General features: G+C 70.1%; 11 protein-coding genes and 1 tRNA gene. 10 read left to right on the forward strand and 2 right to left on the reverse strand.

What is annotated here, in order from left to right; translation table 11 throughout:
• Positions 1-27 precede the first annotated feature (27 nt).
• The 7 genes from phoU (at position 28) to D7X30_RS37370 (ending at position 6,842) form a co-directional block, all read left to right on the forward strand.
• On the forward strand, positions 28-711 hold the full coding sequence (phoU, locus tag D7X30_RS37340; protein ID WP_120567750.1) for a phosphate signaling complex protein PhoU: 684 nt from the start codon (positions 28-30) through the stop codon (positions 709-711).
• Positions 712-798: 87 nt separating this feature from the next.
• Positions 799-1,986 (forward strand): ceramide glucosyltransferase, encoded by a 1,188-nt coding sequence (locus D7X30_RS37345; RefSeq protein WP_120567751.1) that lies wholly within the window; start codon positions 799-801, stop codon positions 1,984-1,986.
• Between the two features lie 61 nt (positions 1,987-2,047).
• Entirely contained in the window at positions 2,048-2,899 is an 852-nt protein-coding gene (locus tag D7X30_RS37350; RefSeq protein WP_120567752.1) for a metallophosphoesterase, read from the forward strand.
• A 95-nt stretch (positions 2,900-2,994) separates the two neighbouring features.
• Positions 2,995-3,378 (forward strand): response regulator, encoded by a 384-nt coding sequence (locus D7X30_RS37355; RefSeq protein ID WP_120567753.1) that lies wholly within the window; start codon positions 2,995-2,997, stop codon positions 3,376-3,378.
• Positions 3,379-3,462: 84 nt separating this feature from the next.
• Positions 3,463-4,746 (forward strand): hemolysin family protein, encoded by a 1,284-nt coding sequence (locus D7X30_RS37360; RefSeq protein ID WP_120567766.1) that lies wholly within the window; start codon positions 3,463-3,465, stop codon positions 4,744-4,746.
• Between the two features lie 121 nt (positions 4,747-4,867).
• Complete coding sequence (locus D7X30_RS37365; protein ID WP_120567754.1) at positions 4,868-5,965, forward strand: glycosyltransferase family 4 protein; 1,098 nt, start codon at positions 4,868-4,870, stop codon at positions 5,963-5,965.
• Between the two features lie 7 nt (positions 5,966-5,972).
• Complete coding sequence (locus D7X30_RS37370) at positions 5,973-6,842, forward strand: DUF3626 domain-containing protein (protein WP_120567755.1); 870 nt, start codon at positions 5,973-5,975, stop codon at positions 6,840-6,842.
• A gap of 16 nt (positions 6,843-6,858) precedes the next feature.
• Here D7X30_RS37370 and D7X30_RS37375 read toward each other — a convergent pair.
• Positions 6,859-6,932 (reverse strand) — tRNA-Arg (locus tag D7X30_RS37375).
• Between the two features lie 192 nt (positions 6,933-7,124).
• Between D7X30_RS37375 and D7X30_RS37380 the strand changes: the two genes are divergently transcribed.
• Positions 7,125-7,661 (forward strand): hypothetical protein, encoded by a 537-nt coding sequence (locus D7X30_RS37380; RefSeq protein ID WP_120567756.1) that lies wholly within the window; start codon positions 7,125-7,127, stop codon positions 7,659-7,661.
• 11 nt (positions 7,662-7,672) lie between these two features.
• On the opposite strand, the gene D7X30_RS37385 is transcribed toward D7X30_RS37380, so the two are convergent.
• Positions 7,673-8,836 (reverse strand): alpha/beta fold hydrolase, encoded by a 1,164-nt coding sequence (locus D7X30_RS37385; protein WP_120567757.1) that lies wholly within the window; start codon positions 8,834-8,836, stop codon positions 7,673-7,675.
• Between the two features lie 177 nt (positions 8,837-9,013).
• Between D7X30_RS37385 and D7X30_RS37390 the strand changes: the two genes are divergently transcribed.
• Positions 9,014-9,844 carry a mechanosensitive ion channel family protein gene (locus D7X30_RS37390; protein ID WP_120567758.1) on the forward strand — a complete coding sequence of 277 codons (831 nt, stop codon included), beginning with the start codon at positions 9,014-9,016 and terminating at the stop codon, positions 9,842-9,844.
• Between the two features lie 363 nt (positions 9,845-10,207).
• Positions 10,208-20,837: non-ribosomal peptide synthetase (locus D7X30_RS37395; protein WP_120567759.1), on the forward strand; the 10,630-nt coding region annotated here is incomplete at its 3' end.

The following is a 20,837-nucleotide window of genomic DNA, read 5'->3' on the forward strand; positions in this document are numbered from 1 at the left end:
CCCTCCCGCGCGACGGAACAGGACGACATGGCGGCCACGCACACCGACAAGGCATTCGAGCAGGACCTGCGCAACCTGCGCGAAAAGCTGCTCGCCATGGGGGCCAAGGTGGAGGCCCTCATCTCCCAGAGCACCCGCGCCCTCACCGACCGCGACTCGGCGCTGGCGGAGCAGGTGGTAGGGGCGGACCGCGAAGTGAACCGGCTGGAGGTCGACATCGACGACCTGTGCCGCCGCATCCTCGCGCTGCGCCAGCCGGCCGCCTCGGATTTGCGCCTCATCACCACGGCGCTCAAAATCGTCACCGACCTGGAGCGCATTGGCGACCTGGCGGTGAACATCGCCGAGCGCGCCATGGACCTGAACCAGGCGCCGCCGCTGGCGCCGTACGTGGACACGCCGAAGCTGGCGGAGCTGGCGCAACAGCAGGTGAAGAAGGCCCTGGACGCGTTTGTGTCCGGGGACGCGGCCAAGGCGGAGGACGTCCTCAAGGGTGACGACCTGCTGGATGCCCTCTTCCTTAAAATCTTCAACGAGCTCCTGGCGTACATGATGGAGGACTCGCGCAACATCCGCCGGGCCACGGCGTTGATGTTCATCGCGAAGCACCTGGAGCGCATTGGCGACCACGCGCTCAACGTGGCGGAGATGGTCATCTACATGGTGCGCGGCAAGGACGTGCGCCACCCGCGAAGCCGCGACCTGGAGTAGGCGGCTTCACCGACGTGTCACGGCGAGTTGGCCGTCCCGCCGCCCCGCCGCCCCGGTCCCGCCTTGTGGGACCTCTAGGGTGGCGACATGCTCATCGCCTCCAGCCTCCTCCTGGCCGCGTCCGCAGTGGGCCTCCTGGCCCTCCTCCTCCAGGCGCTGTTCGTGCGCCGCCACCGCCGCGCCGTCCCCGCTGGCCCCACGCACAAGCCCGGCCTGTCCATCCTCAAGCCGCTGTGCGGCGTGGATGACGACCTGGAAGCCAACCTCGCTCAGTTCGCGCGGCTGCCCTACCCCCACTACGAAGTGCTGCTGGGTGTGAAGGACACGCGCGACCCGGCCTGGGCGGTGGCGCGGGCGGCGCAGGCGAAGTGGCCCCACGTCATGCGCGTGGTGCTCCAGGAGGGCGAGCCCGGCCTCAACCCCAAGGTGAACCAGCTGGTGACGCTGTCGTCCGAGGCCCGGTTCGACCTGTGGGTGGTGAGCGACAGCAACACCCGCGTGGGGGACGGCTACCTGGAGGAGATCGCCGCCGCCTTCGAGGACCCCACGGTGGGCTGCGTGACGCACCCGGTGGCGGGGGTGGGTGAGAAGAGCTTCGGTTCGCTCCTGGACAACCTGCACCTGTCCTCCAGCGCGGCGGCGGGGATGATCGCCGCGAAGCACGTGGCGGACCGCGACATCGTGGTGGGCAAGTCCATGGCGCTGCGCCGCGAGGACGTGGAGTCGCTGGGCGGCTTCTTCTCCGTGAAGGACGTGCTGGCGGAGGACTACGTCATTGGCCAGTGGGTGACGCGCAAGCTGGGCAAGCGCGTGGTGCTGGCGCACGCCCCTGTCTTCAACGTGTCCCTGCGCAAGAGCGTGGACGCCTTCTTCCAGCGCTACCTGCGCTGGAGCGTCATCCACCGCACAGCGGTATCGCCCTCGACGTACATGGCGCAGGCGCTCCTCAACCCGGCTCCGCTCGCGGTGCTGGGTGCGTTGATCCACCCGTCCGCGCTCACGGGCCTGGCGGCGCTGGCGGTGGCGCTGGGCAAGGTCTGGGTGGACGTGGCGGTGTTCCGCTCGCTGCGGCCCCAGCCGGTTTCCTTGCGCGCGGTGCCCGCGGTGCTGGTGAAGGACGCGCTGCTCTTCGCCGCATGGTGGCACGGCGCGTTCAGGCGCACGGTGGACTGGCGCGGCACGCGGTTGCGCGTGGTGTCAGGCACGCGCCTGGTGCCGATGCGTGCTCGTGGCACTCCCGCGACGGAGTGGATCCCCAGCAACGGGGTGGGGTGAACGACGCTGGCCCAACTTTTGACGAACCTTCGTACAGCAACCCTCGCCGCTCGAAGAGTCGATGCCTATCTCCTTCAACATGCCCTCCCTGAAGCTGGCGCATCTTTCGGATCTTCACCTGGACATGAGCCGCGAGAGCGATGCATCCGCGTCCTCATTGGTGAAGGCCCTGACGGCGCAGGAGGTGGATCACGTGGTGGTGACGGGAGACCTCACGCACCGCGGCTCCCACGCCGAGTTCCAGCGCTTCCGTGAACACTTCTCTCCCTGGATGGAGACCGGACGCCTCACCTTCATCCCCGGCAACCATGACCGGCCCGGCGAGGATGTGGGCAGCGCCTTCATGGAGGGACGCAAGGTCCACACGGTGGAGAAGGCGGGCCTCTTCCTGGTCTGCGTGGACTCCACCGGTGAGCACAACCGCAACTATTTCCACAGCCACGGCGAACTGACGGAAGGCGTCGTGGAGGAAGTGGACCGCGCGCTGGTGCAGGCGCCGAAGGACACGCTGGTCGCGGTGCTGCTGCACCACCACGTGATGCCGCTGCCGCTGGAGAGCTTCCCGGAGTGGGTCGCCACGAAGTTCGGGCTGCCCCACGCGTCGGAGCTCGCGTTGGGAAGCCGACTGCTGGAGCGCGTGGGGGGCAGGGCGGACCTGGTGCTGCACGGCCACCGGCACATCCCCAGCGAGGCGGACCTGGGCACCCCGGGCGAGCGCTCCTTGCGCATCTACAACTCGGGCAGCAGCACGGACCTGGGCCGCTTCCGCGTCTTCAGCCACATGGCCGGCCAGCTGGTGGGTGAGCCCGCGTGGTGCCAGGCGTCGGAGCCCGCGAAGCCGCGCACGGCGGTCCACAACGTCAGGCCCGCCCTCCAGTACCTGGTGGGACAGCTGGGCATGGCGCTGTTCTAGGGCCTGCCCGGCTGCCTGCTGGAGGCTGTCCCTGAGTACAAGTGCCGCGAATGCCAGCGGGGCCCCGGAAGGTTCTCCTCAAGTCAGGAGGATGCTTGGGGCGACTCGCGCTGGATGATGGGGCTCGGAAGGTCCTGGTCGTGGATGACGACGCGGACTGGAGGGAGTTCCTCCGGGTGAGCCTGGAGGACCTCGGCTATGAGACCACCGAGGCAGCGGACGGACAGGAGGCGCTCGACTCGCTGCGGCGGGGCGAGCGCTTCGGCGTCATGCTGCTGGACCTGAACATGCCAGGGATGAGCGGCCTGGAGGTGGTGGAGAAGCTGCCACGCGCGTCCACCAACCCGCGCATCGTCTTCCTCACCTCCGCGGCTGCGCAGGATGTGGGCAGCGCACTCATGTCCGGTCCCCACTACTACTTGCCCAAGGGAGCGAGTCGCGACCAATTGTCGCTCCTCCTGCAATCGCTGGGGGTGTAGGACTGGAGGCGTCACCCGCCTCCAAGAGGCGGGGTGGGTCCAGCCGGGAGGTCCGCCATCGTCACGGAGCTCGTCATCATCCTCTTGCTGGTCCTGGCCAATGGCGTCTTCGCGGGCGCCGAGCTGGGCCTGCTGTCCGTGCGCAAGACGCGGCTGAAGGAGCTCCTGGAGCAGGGCAGCAAGTCCGCGAAGGCCGTCGCGGCGCTGCGGGATGATCCGGAGCGGCTGCTCGCCACGGTGCAGATTGGCATCACGGTGATTGGCTCCACGGCGGCGGCCTTCGGCGGCGCGAGCATCGCGCAGCGGCTGGCGGGGGTGCTGGCGGGGCTGGGCGTGCCGGAGGCCACGGCGAGCCAGGTCGCGTTCGCGCTGGTGGTCGCGCTGGTGTCGTACCTGTCGCTGGTGCTGGGGGAGCTGGTGCCCAAGTCCCTGGCGCTGCGCTACTCCGAACAGTACGCGCTGACGCTGGGCCGGCCGCTCAAGGCGTTGTCGTGGGTGATGCGGCCCCTGGTGTGGTTCCTCACCGCGAGCTCCAACGTGGTGCTGAAGCTCTTCGGGGACAAGACGAACTTCTCCGAGTCGCGCCTGTCGCCGGACGAGCTGATGCAGCTGGTGGAGGAGGCGTCGAAGCAGGGCACGTTGGATCCGCGCGCGGGGGAGATTGCGTCGCGGGCCTTCGAGCTGGGGGATTTGACGCTGGGCGAGGTGATGGTGACGCGCGAGCACATCGTCGCGCTGCGCCGGCACTCGAGCAACGAGGAGATCCGCCAGGTGCTGCTGGAGCACGGGCACTCGCGGATGCCGGTGTACGAGGGCACCATCGACAACGTGGTGGGCTACATCGTGGCCAAGGACCTCCTTGGCGTGGCCTGGGAGGGGAACCTCATCGTCCTGGAGGACGTGCTGCGCCCGCCGCTGTTCCTGGTGGAGTCCATGCGCGCCATCGCGGCGATGAAGGAGCTGCAGCGCCGGCGGATGCAGCTGGCGGTGGTGGTGGATGAGCACGGCGGCGTGGTGGGGCTGGTGACGGTGGAGGACCTGGTGGAGGAGCTCGTGGGGGACATCCTCAGCGAGTCCGAGACGCCGGAGGTGCTGGTGCGGCGCGAGGGTCCCACCCTCGCGGTGGTGCAGGGCGAGGCGAGCCTGCGCGAGGTGAATCGCGCGCTGGGGCTGGAGCTGGAGGAGAGCGAGGACTACTCCACCGTCGCGGGCCTGTGCATCGCGCTCGCGGGAGGCGCCATCCCGGAGCCGGGCACGAAGCTGACCATGCCGGACGGCACGGTGCTGGAGGTGGTGGAGGCGTCGCCGCGCCGAGTGCGCGAGGTGCGCTTCCACCTGCCGGAGCAGCCCGTGCAGTCGGAGGCGTGACAGCGGTCCCTCCCCTTCGTGTGAATCCGGACGGGTGCCCTGGGGTGCCGTTGGTGATGCCGCACCGGGCACCTATATGCCCGGGAGGGGCACCCCGGCCCTGGGGAGGCGCGCGCAGCGGATGCAGTCCTCAGCCCCACGCATCGCGTTCGTCATCGAGACGACGCTCGGCAACGCGGTGTTCCTGGACAACCTCAAGCGGGCCATGGGGCGTCGCACCGACATCACGCCGGTGTGGCTGCCCATCGACGAACACGCGGATGACCTCTGGGAGTACCTGCCCATGGTGCGCTCGCGGCTGTCGATGCGCGGAGGGCTGCGGGCCCGCGTCGCGCTGAACCAGGCCTCCTCGCGGGAGCCGGTGCGGGCCGCGGTGGTGCACACGCAGCGGCTGGCGCACCTGTCGCACGACTTCATGCGCCGCGTGCCGAGCGTCATCTCCACGGACGCGACGCCCAGCGGGCTGGAGGAATACCTGCGCTACTACGGCCTGCGCACGCAGCACGCGGGCTGGCTGGGCCGGGCGAAGAACGTGCTGCACCGGCGCACGTACGCCATCGCGAAGGGGATGCTGTCCTTCTCGGAGTACACCAAGCGCTCGCTGGTGGAGGAGTACGGCGTGCCCGGCGCGAGCGTGCATGTCGTGTGGCCCAGCGTGGACACGACGCTGTGGCGCCCCGCGCCGGAGAAGAAGCCCCGGGACGGCGTGGTGCGGCTGCTCTTCGTGGGAGGCGACCTGGGGCGCAAGGGCGGCCAGCTGCTCTTGCGCTGGGCGCGGGAGACGCGGCGGAGGAACTGGCGGTTGGACCTGGTGACGACCACGCCCTTCGAGGCGCCGCCGGGAGTGCGCGTCCACGTGGGCGTACAGCCGAACTCGCCGGAGCTGATTGGCCTGGCGCAGGCGGCGGACCTCTTCGTGTTGCCGACGATGGCGGACATGTCGTCCTGGGCCATCGCGGAGGCGAAGGCCGCGGGCCTGGCGGTGGTGTCGACGCCCGCGGGCGGCGTGGGCGAGCTGGTGCGCGACGGCGTGGACGGGCGCATCGTGCCGGCGGGGGACTACACGGCGCTGGCGCACATGTTGGACGCGCTGGTGCAGCGCCCGGCTACACTGGAGGCCATGGGACTGGAGGCCCGCCGCATGGCCGAGGCGCACATGGACCTGGACACGACGTGTTCGCGGATGCTCGCGTTCATCCGTCAGGTGACGGGCGTCTGAGCGGGACATGCGTTCGCGTCATCCCGCCCTGGAGCATGTCCACCAGCAGGCCCGGGGCGGCCCCATGGATCGCCAGCTCCGGGTCACCCTGCACTTCCATCCGGATGTCCTCTTCGAGGGAGACGGCATCCTGACCGCGATGCGGCGGGACGGCCGGTACCGCTCCCAGTTCGAGACGCGCACGAGCAACGGCGGCCTCACGGCGTTTCCCGACGGAGCCCGCTGGCGGTGGGAGAGCCGTCTGTTCAATGGCTTCTATGACACGCGCCACGGCAGCGAGCGCCCCAAGTACGGCTCGCTGAACTTCCGCGGCGATGCCCATGGCGGTTCGCCGCGCTTCGGCTCCAGCTACTTCCGGCTGACGGAGGCAGCGCTGGACCGCTCCAGCTTCTGCTTCCCGGACAGCGTCTTCGAGCCCACGTGCTTCGGGACCTCCGAGCGGATGGCGCTGATTGGCCTGGCGGAGGCCACGCCCTTCGAGGATCCGCTGGACTGGTACGTCGAGGCCCACGTCCATGGAAACCTCCGGATTCCGGAGGACATCGAGGCCCTGGTGCTCGACCCCAGCTACCAGGGAACCCCCATCGAGGATGAAGCTCTCGCGCTGGGCGTCCGCGTGGAATGGCATCCGGGCCATGCCGTCACACTGGACGAGTTGCGTCCTCACGCGAGCTCCCGGGGTGAAGACATCCTCCGGCTCGCGGAGCAGCTCGCGGACGATGAACGCCTCACGCCGTTCATCATTGGACGGGCGCGCGCGGACGCGTCGGTGGATCCCCAGGCCCTCAAGAAGGTCTGGCACTGCCTGGCGCGCTTCGGACGGACCTGGGAAGGGCCCAAAAGCAAAGGCCCGGAATCCCTGGGTTTTCCCCAGTGATTCCGGGCCTTTACAGCGCGCGATGCAGGATTCGAACCTGCGGCCTTTGGCTCCGGAGGCCAACGCTCTATCCAGCTGAGCTAATCGCGCAGAACCACTTTCCGGTGTCGGAGGAGTAACCGAAGTCCCCAGACGACGCAAGCACGCAATCCTGACATGCCATGGACTAGACCCGGGGACATGAACCGCGCTCCCCTGCTATCCGCTTGTCTCCTCGCCGCCTGCCTGGCCTGCACGGAGTCACCCCGGACGCCCGCGGCGTCCCCTGCCCCGAGCCCGACCATGCCCACCCCGCCCAAGCCCGCCCCTCCCCCTGCCCCGCCTGCCTCCAAGCCGAGCGCCCCGGCCGCGGCGTCGTGCTCGGCGAGCCGGCTGAGCCCCATCCCCAAGCCCACCGCGAAGCCCCTGCCCCCGGCCGTGGCGTCCATGCGCGAGCGCATCATCAAGGCCGCCGTGGCGTGCGACTACGCGGGCCTCCAGAAGCTGGGCGACGAGAAGGGCCCGAGCGTGCGCTTCTCCTACGACCCCGACCAGGACATGGCCACCACCTGGCGCATCCAGGAGGAGTGGAAGGACAGCCCGCAGCCGGTGCTGGCGCGGCTGGTCCACGTCCTCAACCTCCCCTTCTACCAGGAGGGCAATCTCTACTGGTGGCCCACCGCCTTCCGTGAAGGCGCCACCGAGGCGGACTTCGCCCTGCTCAAGGGCATCTATCCGGACTCGATGATCACCGACATGCGCAAGGAGAAGAGCTACATCGGCATGCGCGTGGGCATCTCCGCGGACGGCGACTGGCAGGCCGCCATCCAGGGCGACTGAGCCGCTCCGCCTCAGTCGCCGGTGACGAAGCGCGCGACAGCCTCCTGGACCTCCTCGTCGCCCATCATCCCCACGTGGTCCGCCTGCGTCTCCAGCCGGTCCACGTGGAGCGGCGGCGGCGGCAAGGCCCGCGCCGTCAGGACCGAACCATCTCCGTCCGCGAGCACCGGATCCTCGAACGTGGGCTTCCCGTCGATGATCCGGAACGACTTGATCAACGGATGCCCCACGCCCACCACCGCCAGCGTGCGGAAGGGCGGCGGCGGTCCATCGTTCTCGGCGAGGGCCCGCGCCAGCTCCGAGCGCGCCTTGAGCATGCGCTCCAGCCACTGGCGATACGCGGGCAGCTTTTGCACCGCCGGGTCCTGGAACACGCCCCACCCGCCGTCGACCCACGCGTCCGGTCGGTAGGCATCGAACGTCACCGGCTGGCCGCTCGCGTCGACGAAGAAGTCGCTCTCCGCCGGCAGCAGTTGGAACGCGGACGCGAAGGTGAAGAGCGCCTCCGGTGACAGGAGCGCCCGGTTGCGCCCCACCGGCGTGCCCAGGGTGAAGTCGTCGAACATGCCCGGCGCGCCCCGGAACGGCGTGCCCAGGAACACCACGCGCTTCACGTGCCGGGCGCCCGCCCACGTGGGCTCGCCCGTGTCGTCCCCGGTGCCGTAGCGCAGGCAGTGCAGGGTGATCAGCCCGCCCATGCTGTGCGCCACCAGGTTCACCTTCACCCGGCCGCCCCGCGCCTCCGCGAGCGAATCCAGCAGCGCGCACAGCCGCTTCGCCGTCTCGCGGTTGTCCTGCCGCCAGTCGTAGTCGAAGACGATGAAGCCCGGCAGCCGCTCGCGCGCGAACTCCAGGAAGCCCTTGTAGACGTCGTAGCGCGCCACCCACGGCAGCACGGTGAAGCGCGTCACCGGTCCGTCCGCCTCGAGCGGCCCGAAGCCCGGCGTCGCCCGCTGCCCGGGAAACGGTAGCGCCAGCGACCGCTCACCGCGCGTCAGCACGTCACCCACGGACACCCAGGCCCGCTCGTGCTCGCCGTCCGCCGTCGCGAGGAACGACCCGCGGTACCCATGGACGAAGACCGTCACCTCCTCGCCCGGGGCCGGAGGCACCGCGACGCGGGAGGCCGTGCAGGCACTCAGGAACAACGAGACCGCGACCGGGAACAGGCGCATGCGCCGCAACGTCGGCCTCTCGGTCCCTCCACGCAAGGCCCGGGCATCACGACCCCGGGCGGGTCAGGACGGCCCTCCTGGAAAAATGTGGATTCAAGGCAACCCGGCTTGCATGGCCCGGCCGGTCCCGTGCAAAAGGCACGCGCACACCCGGTCCGGGTCAAGGGAGTTCGAGCCATGGATGAAATCGTCGTTCAATTGAAGTCACTTGCCCTGACCGAAGCGCTCCCGCTGCTGCTCAAGGTCATTGGGGCGCTGTTCATCTGGTTCATCGGGCGGACGATCATCGCCGGCTTCCGCAAGGTGCTGGACATGGGCCTGCAGCGGCGGCAGCTGGACGCCACGCTGATCCGCTACGTCGGTTCGCTGTTCACCGGCACGCTCACGTTGATGCTGATCGTCGGCATCCTGGGGGTGATGGGCGTGGAGACCACGTCCTTCGCCGCGTTGATCGCCGCCGCGGGTATCGCCATCGGCGCGGCCTGGTCCGGGCTGCTGGCCAACTTCGCCGCGGGCATCTTCCTGCTGGTGCTACGCCCCTTCCGCGTGGGCGAGGAGATCGAAGCCGGCGGCGTCGTGGGCATCGTCCAGGAGATCGGCCTGTTCGTCACCACGCTCGACACGTCCGACAACGTGCGGATCGCCGTGGGCAACAACCAGATGTTCAGCGACAACATCATCAACTACAGCCACCACCCGTACCGAAAGATGACGGTCAAGTTGCCGCTGATGCATGGCGTGGACGTGACGGTGCTCCAGCAGGCACTGGTGGATCGCATGGTCACGGTGAAGGGCGTCCAGGAGAAGCCCGTGCCGCAGGTGGAGATCGCGGAGTTCACGCTCCAGGGCCCCGTCCTGGCGGTGTGCATCTTCTGCAAGCCCACCGAGTACAACGACACGCAGGCCAACGTCAGCGACGCCATCGCGGAGATCCTCCTGGCCGTGGGCTACACCGTGCCCACGCCAGCCGTGCTGGCCGCGCCGCCGCCACTGGCGAAGGTGGGCTGAAACGCAGTCGCTGACCGGTGGCGAGCAGGCCAACCCCAGGCCTGCTCCCACTCCATGCGGGAGGACGACCCCGCGAGCAGGTTCCCCTCTGAGCGACACCGTGAGTCCTTCCGGTGATGAGTTCGGGGATCCAGCCTCTTCCCGCAAATGCTCGAATTCACTCGGCCTTCCGGCTGGGCGCCCCCATGACAGCTCGGTTGCCCACGGAATAGCGTGGCCAGTGCGGATTTGACCCACCCCCTGCTTCTCAAGAGAGAGCGGTCCAGGGCGGCAATCCGGAATCAGCAGCAGGTCTGACTTCTCGCGAATGCCACTGCCCCGAGTGGCGCTCGCGATGGCGTCCCCGAGCGCGGAGTACACAAGATGAGCCAGGAGCTGTCGAAGCGGATCGCGAACCTCTCACCGGAGAAACGCGCGGAGCTGCTCAAGAAGATGGCCGCGCAGAAGGCCATCGCCGGCAACTCCGTCCAAGGCCTCATCCCGGTGCGGGAGCGCACGCGCCCGCTGCCCCTGTCCTTCGCCCAGCAGCGCCTCTGGTTCATTGATCAGCTGCAGCCCGGCACGTCCCTCTACAACGTGCCCATGGCGGTGCGCCTGGAGGGCGCGCTCGACGTGGCCGTGCTGGAGCGCGCGCTGCGCGAAGTCGTGCGCCGTCATGAAGTGCTCCGCACCACCTTCCGCGAGGACGAAGCCGGCCCCGTGCAGGTGGTGTCGACGGAGCCGGCGCTCGCGCTGGAGCATCACGACCTCACGGGCTCGCCGCCGGAAGCAGCGTGGCGACTGGCGCGTGAAGTCGCGGCCCGGCCCTTCGACCTCGCGAAGGGCCCGCTGCTGCGCGCGCTGCTGCTGACGTCCGCGTCGAAGGAGCACCTGCTCGTGGTGGTGGTGCACCACATCGTCTCCGACGGTTGGTCCATGACGTTGCTGGTGCGTGAGGTGGCGCTCCTCTACGGCGCGCTCGCACGCGGACAGGCCGTGCCCCTGCCGCCGCTGGGCATCCAGTACGCGGACTTCGGCGTCTGGCAGCGCGAGTGGATGCAGGGCCCTCGGCTGGAGAAGCAGCTCGACTACTGGAAGCGCCAGCTGGCCGGAGTGCCCTCCGCGCTGGAGCTGCCCACCGACTTCTCCCGCCCCGCGGCCCGCAGCGGCCGGGGAGCCCGGCATGAGCTCCTGCTGGCTCGTGAGCTGACGGACGCGCTGAAGGCCCTGGCGCAGCAGGAGGGCGCCTCGCTCTTCATGGTGCTGCTGACGGGCTGGCAGGTGCTGCTGTCGCGCTACGCGGGGCAGGAGGACGTGACGGTGGGCTCGCCGGTGGCGGGCCGCACACGCGGCGAGGTCGAAGGCCTCATCGGCCTGTTCGTCAACACGGTGGTGCTGCGCACTCAGGTGGAGCCCTCCGCGTCCTTCCGCGCGCTGCTGCACCAGGTGCGCGAGACGGTGCTCGCGGCGCATGAGCACCAGGACTTCCCCTTCGAGCGGCTGGTGGAGGAGCTGCGCCCGGAGCGCACCCAGGGGCGCACGTCGTTCTTCCAGGTGATGCTCACGCTCCAGGCCTCCTTCCGCGGCGCGGCGTCCGTGGAGGGCGTGAAGCTGGAGGCGATGGAGCTGGACACGCTGACGTCGAAGTTCGACCTGATGCTCCAGGTGCTGGAGACGGAAGCCGGCCTCAAGGGCTTCCTCGAATACGACTCCGACCTCTTCACCGCGCCCACGATGGCGCGCATGGCGGAGCACCTGCGCGTGTTGCTGGAGGGCGCCGTCCGCCGTCCGCACGAGGCCGTCTCCCGTCTGCCGCTGCTCACCAACGCCGAGCGCCACGAGGTGCTCATCGCCTGGCAGCCGCCCCGCCCCGCCCCGCTGCCGTGGAGCACACAGCACGGCGCCTTCGAAGCCCAGGTGGACCTCACGCCGGACGCGGTCGCCGCCACGTTCGGGGACCAGTCGCTCACGTACGCGCAGCTGGAGGCACGGGCCTCGCGGCTGGCGCGTCACCTGCGCCGGCAGGGCGTGGGCATGGAAGTGCGGGTGGGCCTGTGCGTGGAGCGCTCGCTCGACATGCTGGTGGCGGTGCTCGCCGTGCTGAAGGCCGGGGGCACCTACGTGCCGCTCGACCCTGCGTTCCCCACGGACCGCCTGGCGTACATGGTGGAAGCGAGCGGGATGCCGGTGCTGGTGTCGCAGCGCTCGCTGGAGTCCATCCTGCCGCCGCACGCGGCGCGTGTGGTGCTGCTGGACGGGGACGCGGAGGCCATCGCGGCGGAGGACGGCTCGCCGCTGCGCGACGCGGTGCCGCCGGAGGCCGTGGCGTACGTGCTCTTCACCTCCGGCAGCACCGGCCGTCCCAAGGGCGTGCAGGTGCCGCACGGCGCGGTGGCGCGCTTCCTGGCGGCACTGCGTGAGACGACCGGCATGTCCTCGAAGGACGTGCTGGTGGCCGTCACCACGCTGTCGTTCGACATCGCGGTGCTGGAGCTGTTCCTGCCGCTGTCGGTGGGCGGGCAGGTCGTCATCGCGTCGCGGGACATCGCCGTGGACGGCTCGCGGCTGGCGGGCCTGCTCCGGCAGTGCGGGGCGACGGTGCTCCAGGCCACGCCGAGCACCTGGCGGCTGCTGCTGGAGACGGACTGGCGGGGCCCGGAGCTGACGGCCCTCACCGGCGGCGAGGCCCTGCCGCGCGAGCTGGCCGAGTCGCTGCTCCCGCGCTGCCGCGTGTTGTGGAACGTGTACGGCCCCACGGAGACGACGGTGTGGTCCACCGCGCACGCGGTGGCCTCGGGCACGGGCGGCGTGCCGATTGGCCGGCCCATCTCCGGCACGCAGGTGTACGTGCTGGACAGCGGGCTGAACCCGGTGCCGCGCGGCGTGCCGGGCGAGCTGTTCATCGGCGGCGAGGGCGTCACCCGGGGCTATCTCCACCGGCCGGACCTCACGGCGGAGCGCTTCATCCCGGACGCGTACGGCGGCGTGCCGGGCCTGCGCGTGTACCGCACGGGCGACCGCGTGCGGTGGGCCGCCCACGGCGTGCTGGAGTACCTCAACCGCGTCGACCACCAGGTGAAGCTGCGCGGCTACCGCATCGAACTGGGAGAGATTGAAGCGGTGCTGAGCCAGGCCCCGGGCGTGCGCGACGCCGCCGTGGTGGTGCGCGGCGGCGGGGCCGACGCGCGGCTCGTGGGCTACGTGGTGGCGCGGCCCGGACAGACGCTGGAGTCCCAGGCCCTGCGCGCGCTCATGAAGGAGCGGCTGCCCGAGTACATGGTGCCGTCCGCGCTGGTCGTGCTGGACGCGATGCCCCTGACGCCCAACGGCAAGGTGGACCGCAAGGCGCTGCCCGCGCCGGATGTGTCCACGGAGGCCGCGCGCGAGTTCGTCGCGCCGCGCACGCCGATGGAGGCCCAGGTCGCGGAGCTCTACGCGTCGCTCCTCCAGGTGCAGCGGGTGGGCGCCACCGACAGCTTCTTCGAGCTGGGAGGGCACTCGCTGCTGGCCACGCGGCTGACGTCGCGGTTGCGCACGGCGTTCCAGGTGGACCTGCCCCTGCAGGCGTTGTTCGAGTCCCCCACGGTGGCGGACCTGGCGGCGCGCATCGCGGCCTCGGCGAAGGAGCCGCGCTTCGAGGGTCCGCCCCCGGTGGTGCCGGTGCCGCGCACCCAGAAGCTGCCCGCGTCCTTCGCGCAGCAGCGCCTCTGGGTGCTGGAGCAGCTCGATCTGGGCTCGGCCGCGTACAACATGCCGTTCTCGCTGCGGCTGACCGGGGTGCTGAACCTGGAGGCCCTGCGCCGCGCCCTGGAGCTGGTGGTGCACCGTCACGAGGCGCTGCGCACCACCTTGCGGCCGGACACCGGCGCGCTCGTGCAGGTCATCGCACCGCCCGAGCCGCTGGTGCTGCCGGTGGTGGACCTGCGCGCCCTCTCGCCGGAGCAGCGCGACGCGGAGGTGAAGCGCCGCTCGGAGCTGGAGGTGCGGCTCCCGTTCAACCTGGAGGCGGGACCGCTGCTGCGCGTGTCGGCGCTGGTGCTGGATGCGCAGGAGCACCTGGTGCTGCTGACCCTCCACCACGCCGTCTTCGACGGCTGGTCCATGAGCATCCTGATGCGGGAGCTGTCGGAGGCCTACCGGGCCCTGGTGGCGGGGACGCAGCCCGTCCTGCCCGCGCTGCCCTTCCAGTACGCGGACTTCGCGGTGTGGCAGCGCCAGTGGCTGTCGGGCGCGGAGAAGGAGCGGCAGCTCGACTGGTGGCGCCAGCAGCTCGAGGGGATGCCGTCCGTGCTGGAGCTGCCCACCGACCGTCCGCGAGGCCTCCGCGAGGCGCATCCCGGCGCCCTGATGCAGGTCGCGTTCCCCCTGGAGCTGACGCGGGCCTTGGAGGCCCTCTGTGTGCGCGAGGGCATCACGCCCTTCATGTTCCTGCTCGGCGCGCTCCAGGTGTTGATTGGCCGCTACTCCGGTCAGGACGACGTGAGCATCGGGTCCTCCGTGGCGGGCCGGAACGACGCGCAACTGGAGGGACTGCTCGGGTTCTTCATCAACACGCTCGTGCTGCGCACCCGGATGGGCGGCGAGCCCACCGTGCGGGAGCTGCTGGGCCGCGTGCGCACCACCACGCTGGGGGTGCTCGCGAACCAGTACGTGCCGTTCGAAGAGCTCCAGCCGATGCGCGACCTGCGCGGGTCGCCGTTGTTCAACGTGCTGTTCCTCATGCAGAACATCCCGGAGGTGGACCTCTCGCTCGCGGGCGTGAAGGTGCAGGTCGAGGAGCGCACGGGCGCCTCCGCGAAGTTCGACCTCACGCTGTCGCTCGCGCGGAGCGAGGACGGCTTCACGGGAGAGCTGGAGTACGACACCGACCTCTTCGACAGGTCGACCGTCGTGCGGATGATGCGGCACCTGCGGCTGCTCGTGGAGGGCTTCGTCGCGCATCCGGACCGCCGCGTGTCGTCGCTGCAGTTGCTCGCGGGGGAGGAGCGGCAGCAGGTGCTGGTGGAGTGGAACGCCACGCGCGCGCCGTTCCCCGAAGCGTGCATGCACTCGCTCTTCGAGGCGCAGGTGCTCCGCGCTCCGGAGGCGGTGGCCGCGATTTTCGAAGGAGCGCAACTGACGTATGCGCAGCTGGATGCGCGCGCCAATCAGCTTGCGCATGCGCTGCGCCGTCGTGGCGTGGGCCCGGAGGTCCGCGTCGCCCTCAGCGCCGAGCGCTCTCTCGATATCGTCATCGGGTTGCTTGGCATCCTGAAGGCCGGTGGTGCCTGGGTCCCGGTGGATCCGCTCCTGCCTCGTGAGCGCCTGGCCTTCATGCTGGAGGACAGCGCGGCCCAGGTGCTCGTCACCCAGCAGCCACTGGTGGACCGGTTCCCCGAGGCGCTGCATGCCCGCGCGCTCTGCCTGGACACCGAGCGCGGCGCTCTCTCCGCTGAGCCGACGGATGCGCCCGTGACGGGCGTGACGCCCGCCAACATGGCGTACCTGCTCTACACCTCGGGCAGCACGGGTACACCGAAGGGCACGGCGGTGGAGCACCGCAGCGTCGCCAACCTCGTCACCCACGAAGCGGTGGCGTACGGCATCGGCCCTGGCAGCCGAGTGTTGCAGTTCGCCAGCCTCAGCTTCGACCTCTCCGTGGAGGAGATTTTCACCACGCTCTGCAACGGCGCCACGCTGGTGCTCGCGCCGCTGGAGAAGCTGATGCCGGGCGCACCGCTGCCCGTGCTGTTGCGTGAGCAGGAGTTGAGTGTCGTCAGCCTCACCCCCGCGGCACTGGCGGCCACGCCTTCCGAAGGACTGCCCAAGGTGCGCACCGTCATCTCCGGCGGCGAAGCCCTGCCCGCGGACGTCGTCGCGCGTTGGGCCCCGGGGCGGCGCCTGCTCAATACGTACGGCCCCACAGAAGCCACCGTCATCGCCACCTTCGGTGAGGTAATGGCGGATGGGAACGTGCCGTCCATCGGCAAGCCGCTGGCGAACGTACGTGTCTACGTGTTGGACGAGCACGGGCAGCCCGTGCCCGTGGGTGTACGCGGCGAGCTGCACATTGGCGGCGTCGGCGTGGCGCGTGGATACGCGGGACGGCCGGGCCTCACCGCCGAGCGCTTCGTGCCGGATGCCTTCTCCGGTGAGGAGGGGGCTCGCCTCTACCGCACGGGCGACGTGGTGCGCTGGCGTACGGATGGCCAGTTGGACTTCGTTGGCCGCATCGACGCCCAGGTGAAAGTGCGCGGCTTCCGCATCGAACTGGGCGAAGTCGAGAACGCCCTGCGCGCCGCCCCTGCCGTGAAGGACGCCGTCGTGCTCGCCCGCGAGGATTCGCCGGGCGACAAGCGCCTCGTCGCCTACGTCGTGGGTGAAGCCCTCGACATCACGGCCCTTCGCGCGCACCTCAAGCAGCACCTGCCTGAGTACATGGTGCCCGCGGCCTTCGTCTCCATGGAGACGCTGCCACTGACGTCCAACGGCAAGGTGGACCGCAAGGCCCTCCCTGCTCCGGATGCGAGCCTGCTCCGGGCTTCGCACGCCTACGAGGCCCCGGCGACGCCGCTGGAGGAGAAGCTCGCGGCACTCTGGAGCGAAGTGCTTCGTGTGCCCACCGTAGGCCGCACGGACAACTTCTTCGAGTTGGGTGGCCACTCGCTGCTCGCCACGCAGTTGGTGGCCCGCGTGCGCGCGGCGTTCGACGTGGAGCTGCCGCTTCGCGCCCTCTTCGAGGCCCCCACCATCGCCGCGCTCGCGGAGAAGTTGCAGCGCGTCCCTACCGGTACGCGCCTGCCGCCTCTGACTCGCACGCGCACCGAAGGTCCCCAGCCTCTCTCCTTCGCCCAGCAGCGCCTCTGGTTCCTGGACCAATTGGTGCCGGATGACGCGTCCTACAACCTCCCCGTCGCGCTGCGCCTCCTGGGCCGCCTGGACGTGGAGGCCCTGCGCCGCGCGTTCGAGGCGCTGGTGGCGCGGCATGAAGCGCTGCGCACCACCTTCTTCGAAGAAGAGGGCCAGCCCTTCCAGCGCATCCACGCCCCGGCGACCTGGGCTCTCCCCGTGGAGGACCTGTCCGGCCTGGAGGAGTCCGCGCGCGAGGCGGAGACACTACGGCTTGCCGCGCATGAGGCCCGGCGCTCCTTCCACCTCGTCCACGGGCCCCTGCTGCGCACGGCTCTCTTGAGGTTGGCGGAAGAGACGCACGTCCTCCTCGTGACGATGCATCACATCGTCTCCGACGGCTGGTCCATGGGCGTCCTCGTGAAGGAGTTGGCCACGAGCTACGCCGCCTTCTCGGCGGGCCGTGAGCCGTCGTTCGCACCGCTGCCGGTGCAGTACTCGGACTTCGCCCTCTGGCAGCGCCAGTGGCTTCAGGGAAAGACGCTGGAGTCGCAGCTCGGATACTGGAAGCAGCAGTTGGCCGGTGCCCCCGCCGCGCTGGAGCTGCCCACGGACCGTCCTCGTCCGGCCGTGCAGTCCCGGCGCGGCGCCACGGTGCCCGTGCACTTCCCCTCGGAGTTGACGGACTCGCTACGCAGTCTCGCTCAGCGTGAAGGTGCTACGCCCTTCATGCTGCTGCTCTCCGCATTCCAGTTGCTGCTCTCGCGCTACTCCGGCCAGGACGACGTCTCCGTCGGCTCCCCCATCGCCGGCCGTACTCACGCCGAGGCCGAGGGCCTCATCGGATTCTTCGTCAACACGCTGGTGTTACGTGCCCGCGTGCGCCCGGAGGAGTCCTTCCGCCAGCTGCTAGCCCAGGTGAAGGCCACCACCCTCGCCGCCTACGAGCACCAGCACGTGCCCTTCGAGAAGCTGGTGGAAGTCCTCCAGCCCTCGCGCGACTTGAGCCGCAGCCCTCTCTTCCAGGTGATGCTCGTCCTGCAGAACGCACCCGCGGAGGCGCTGCGTGTGCCGGGCATGGCCTTCCAGCCCATTCCCCTGGAGGGCAACTCCTCCCGCTTCGATTTGGCCCTCACCCTCTTCGAGGTGCCCCAGGGCCTCACCGGCTTCCTCGAGTACAGCTCCGACCTCTTCGACGCCGCCACCGTCCAACGCCTCATGGGCCACTTCGGCGTCCTCCTCTCCTCCCTCTCCTCCCAGCCGGATGCCCGCGTGTCCACGCTGGAGGTGATGACGGCGGAGGAGCGGAAGCAGCTCCTCGTCGAATGGAATGAGACGGACGTCTCCTTCCCTCGCGACACCTGCATCCACCACGTCGTTGCCGAGCACGCCCGACACACGCCTGACGCCGTCGCCGTGCGCCTGGGTGAGAGAAGCGTCACCTACTCAGCCCTCGACGCCTGGGCTCACGGGCTGGCCGTCCAACTGCACGCGGCGGGTGTCTCCCGTGGCAACCGCGTCGCTGTCCTCGCGGAGCGTTCCCCGGAGCTGGTGGCGGGATTGCTGGGCGCCCTCAAGGTGGGTGCCGCTTACGTCCCCATCTCTCCCGGTGTCCCGCCGGAGCGTCTGGCCTTCATGCTGGAGGATTGCGGCGCTTCCGTCCTCCTCACCCAGCAGCACCTGCGTGACTCGCTGCCCTCTCTCTCCGCGCGCGTCCTCTCGCTGGAGATGGAAACGGGTGCAACGCAGCAGCCGCTGCCGGTGGCTCCCGTGGGCCCGGAGGACCTGGCCTACGTCATCTACACCTCCGGCAGCACCGGCCGTCCCAAGGGCGTCGCCGTCCACCACCGCGCGTTGATGAACCTCGTCTCCTGGCACCAGCGCACCTATTCGCTGTCGCCCCAGGACTCCACCGCACTCACCGCTGGCGTCGCCTTCGACGCTTCCACCTGGGAGGTGTGGCCCTCCCTCGCCTCCGGCGCCAGCCTCGTCGTCCCTCCCGACGCCGTGCGCGCGGAGCCCTCCCAGCTGCTTCAGTGGCTGGCCCGCGAAGCCATCACCACCTGCTTCATGCCCACGCCCCTGGCCGAAGCCGTGCTGCGTGAGGAGTGGCCCCGTCCCATGGCCCTCCGCGCCCTGCTGACGGGCGGAGAGGCCTTGCACCACGGGCCGCCGCCTTCGGTGCCCGCCTCCCTCTTCAACCACTACGGGCCCACCGAGAGCACCGTCGTCGCCACCTTCACCGCCGTCATGCGCGACGACGGCACGCGGCCTCCCATTGGCCGCCCCATCGCCAACACCCGCACCTACGTCCTCGACGCCCACCTCCAGCCCGTGCCCGTGGGTGTCCCCGGTGAGCTCTTCCTCGCCAGTGAAGGCCTTGCCTGGGGCTACCTGGGCCAGCCCGCGCTGAGTGCCGAGCGCTTCATCCCCCACCCCTTCTCCTCCACGCCGGGCGCCCGCCTCTACCGCACCGGCGACGTCGTGCGCTGGCGGGCCGACGGGCAGCTGGACTACCTCCAGCGCCTCGACTTCCAGGTGAAGGTGCGTGGCTTCCGCATCGAGCTGGGTGAAATCGAGGCCTCCCTCCTCGCTCACGCCACCGTGCACGAAGCCGTTGTCCTCGCCCGTGAGGACGCTCCCGGTGACAAGCGCCTCGTCGCCTACGTCGTGGGCAAAGCCCTCGACGTCTCCGTCCTCCGTGCCCACCTCAAGCAGCACCTGCCCGAGTACATGGTGCCCGCCGCCTTCGTCCCCATGGAGGCACTGCCACTGACGTCCAACGGGAAGGTGGACCGCAAGGCCCTCCCCGTCCCGGATGCCTTGCCCCTCGCGGACTTCGTCGGCCCGCGCAATCCCACCGAAGAGAAGCTCGCGGACGTCTTCGCCCAGGTCCTGCGCGTGGAGCGCGTGGGCATCCACGACGACTTCTTCTCTCTCGGTGGCCACTCGCTGCTGGCCACCCAGCTCGTCTCCCGCATCCGCGCGTCCTTCGGTGCGGAGCTGCCCCTGCGCTCCCTCTTCGAAGCCCCCACCGTCGCCGCGCTCGCTGAGCGCCTGCGCACCGCGACCTCCGGCCCGCGACTGCCACCGCTCATCCGCGTCGCGCACGCAGGCCCGCCTCCCCTGTCCTTCGCACAGCAGCGGCTGTGGCTGTTGGATCAGCTCCAGCCGGGCAGCGCCGCGTACAACATCCCCGCGGCCCTTCCCCTGGAGGGGCAGGTCGACGTCGAGTCCCTGCGCCGTGCCTTCGAGGCCCTCGTCGCCCGCCACGAGACGCTGCGCACCACGCTCGTCCAACACCAGGGCCAGCCCGCGCAGTGCATCCACGCGCCCGCGACGTGGACGCTGACCCTGCTCGACGTGTCCTCACTGCCGGAAGCGCAGCGGGAAGAAGAAGCGCGGCGCCTCGCGAACGTGGAGGCCCGTCGTCCCTTCGACCTGGAAGCCGGCCCACTTCTCCGCACGTCCCTGGTGCGCCTGGACGACGCGGAGCACCTGCTGCTGGTGACGATGCACCACATCGTCTCCGACGGGTGGTCCATGGGTGTCCTCGTCCGTGAGCTCACTGCGCTGTACGCGGCGTTCCACGCGGGGCAGGTGCCGGCCCTCGCGCCGCTGCCCGTGCAGTACGCGGACTTCGCCGTCTGGCAGCAGGAATGGCTCCAGGGCGAAACACTGGAGACCCAGCTCGCCTACTGGAAGGAGAAGCTCTCCGGAGCGCCCGCCGCGCTGGACCTGCCCACGGACCGTCCGCGTCCGCCCGTGCAGTCGCACCGTGGCGCCACGGTGGACATGCACCTCCCTCCGGAGGTTTCGCAAGCACTCAAGGCCCTGGCCCAGCGCGAGGGCGCGACGCCCTTCATGCTGCTGCTCGCCGCCTGGCAGTTGCTTCTGTCCCGCTACTCCGGCCAGGACGACATCAGCGTGGGTTCCCCCATCGCCGGCCGCACGCAGGCGGAGACCGAAGGCCTCATCGGCTTCTTCATCAACACCCTGGTCCTGCGCGCGCGCGTAGAGCCCCGGGCGACGTTCCGCCAGCTGCTGGCCCAGGTGCGAGGGACGACGCTCGCGGCCTACGAGCACCAGCACGTGCCGTTCGAGAAGCTGGTGGAGACCCTCCAGCCCGTGCGCGACCTGAGCCGCAGCGCCCTCTTCCAGGCGATGTTCTCCCTGCAGAACACGC

This window comes from Corallococcus sp. AB011P (assembly GCF_003611605.1).
GTDB classification, from domain to species: Bacteria; Myxococcota; Myxococcia; order Myxococcales; family Myxococcaceae; genus Corallococcus; species Corallococcus coralloides.

Excerpts from the sequence above, each read along its gene's own strand:
- D7X30_RS37390 (WP_120567758.1), top strand. The coding sequence starts at position 9,014 with ATGGATGAAATCGTCGTTCAATTGAAGTCACTTGCCCTGACCGAAGCG.
- phoU (WP_120567750.1), top strand. The coding sequence starts at position 28 with ATGGCGGCCACGCACACCGACAAGGCATTCGAGCAGGACCTGCGCAAC.
- D7X30_RS37380 (WP_120567756.1), top strand. The coding sequence starts at position 7,125 with ATGCCCACCCCGCCCAAGCCCGCCCCTCCCCCTGCCCCGCCTGCCTCC.
- D7X30_RS37350 (WP_120567752.1), top strand. The coding sequence starts at position 2,048 with ATGCCTATCTCCTTCAACATGCCCTCCCTGAAGCTGGCGCATCTTTCG.
- D7X30_RS37365 (WP_120567754.1), top strand. The coding sequence starts at position 4,868 with ATGCAGTCCTCAGCCCCACGCATCGCGTTCGTCATCGAGACGACGCTC.
- D7X30_RS37370 (WP_120567755.1), top strand. The coding sequence starts at position 5,973 with ATGCGTTCGCGTCATCCCGCCCTGGAGCATGTCCACCAGCAGGCCCGG.
- D7X30_RS37385 (WP_120567757.1), bottom strand. The coding sequence starts at position 8,836 with ATGCGCCTGTTCCCGGTCGCGGTCTCGTTGTTCCTGAGTGCCTGCACG.
- D7X30_RS37345 (WP_120567751.1), top strand. The coding sequence starts at position 799 with ATGCTCATCGCCTCCAGCCTCCTCCTGGCCGCGTCCGCAGTGGGCCTC.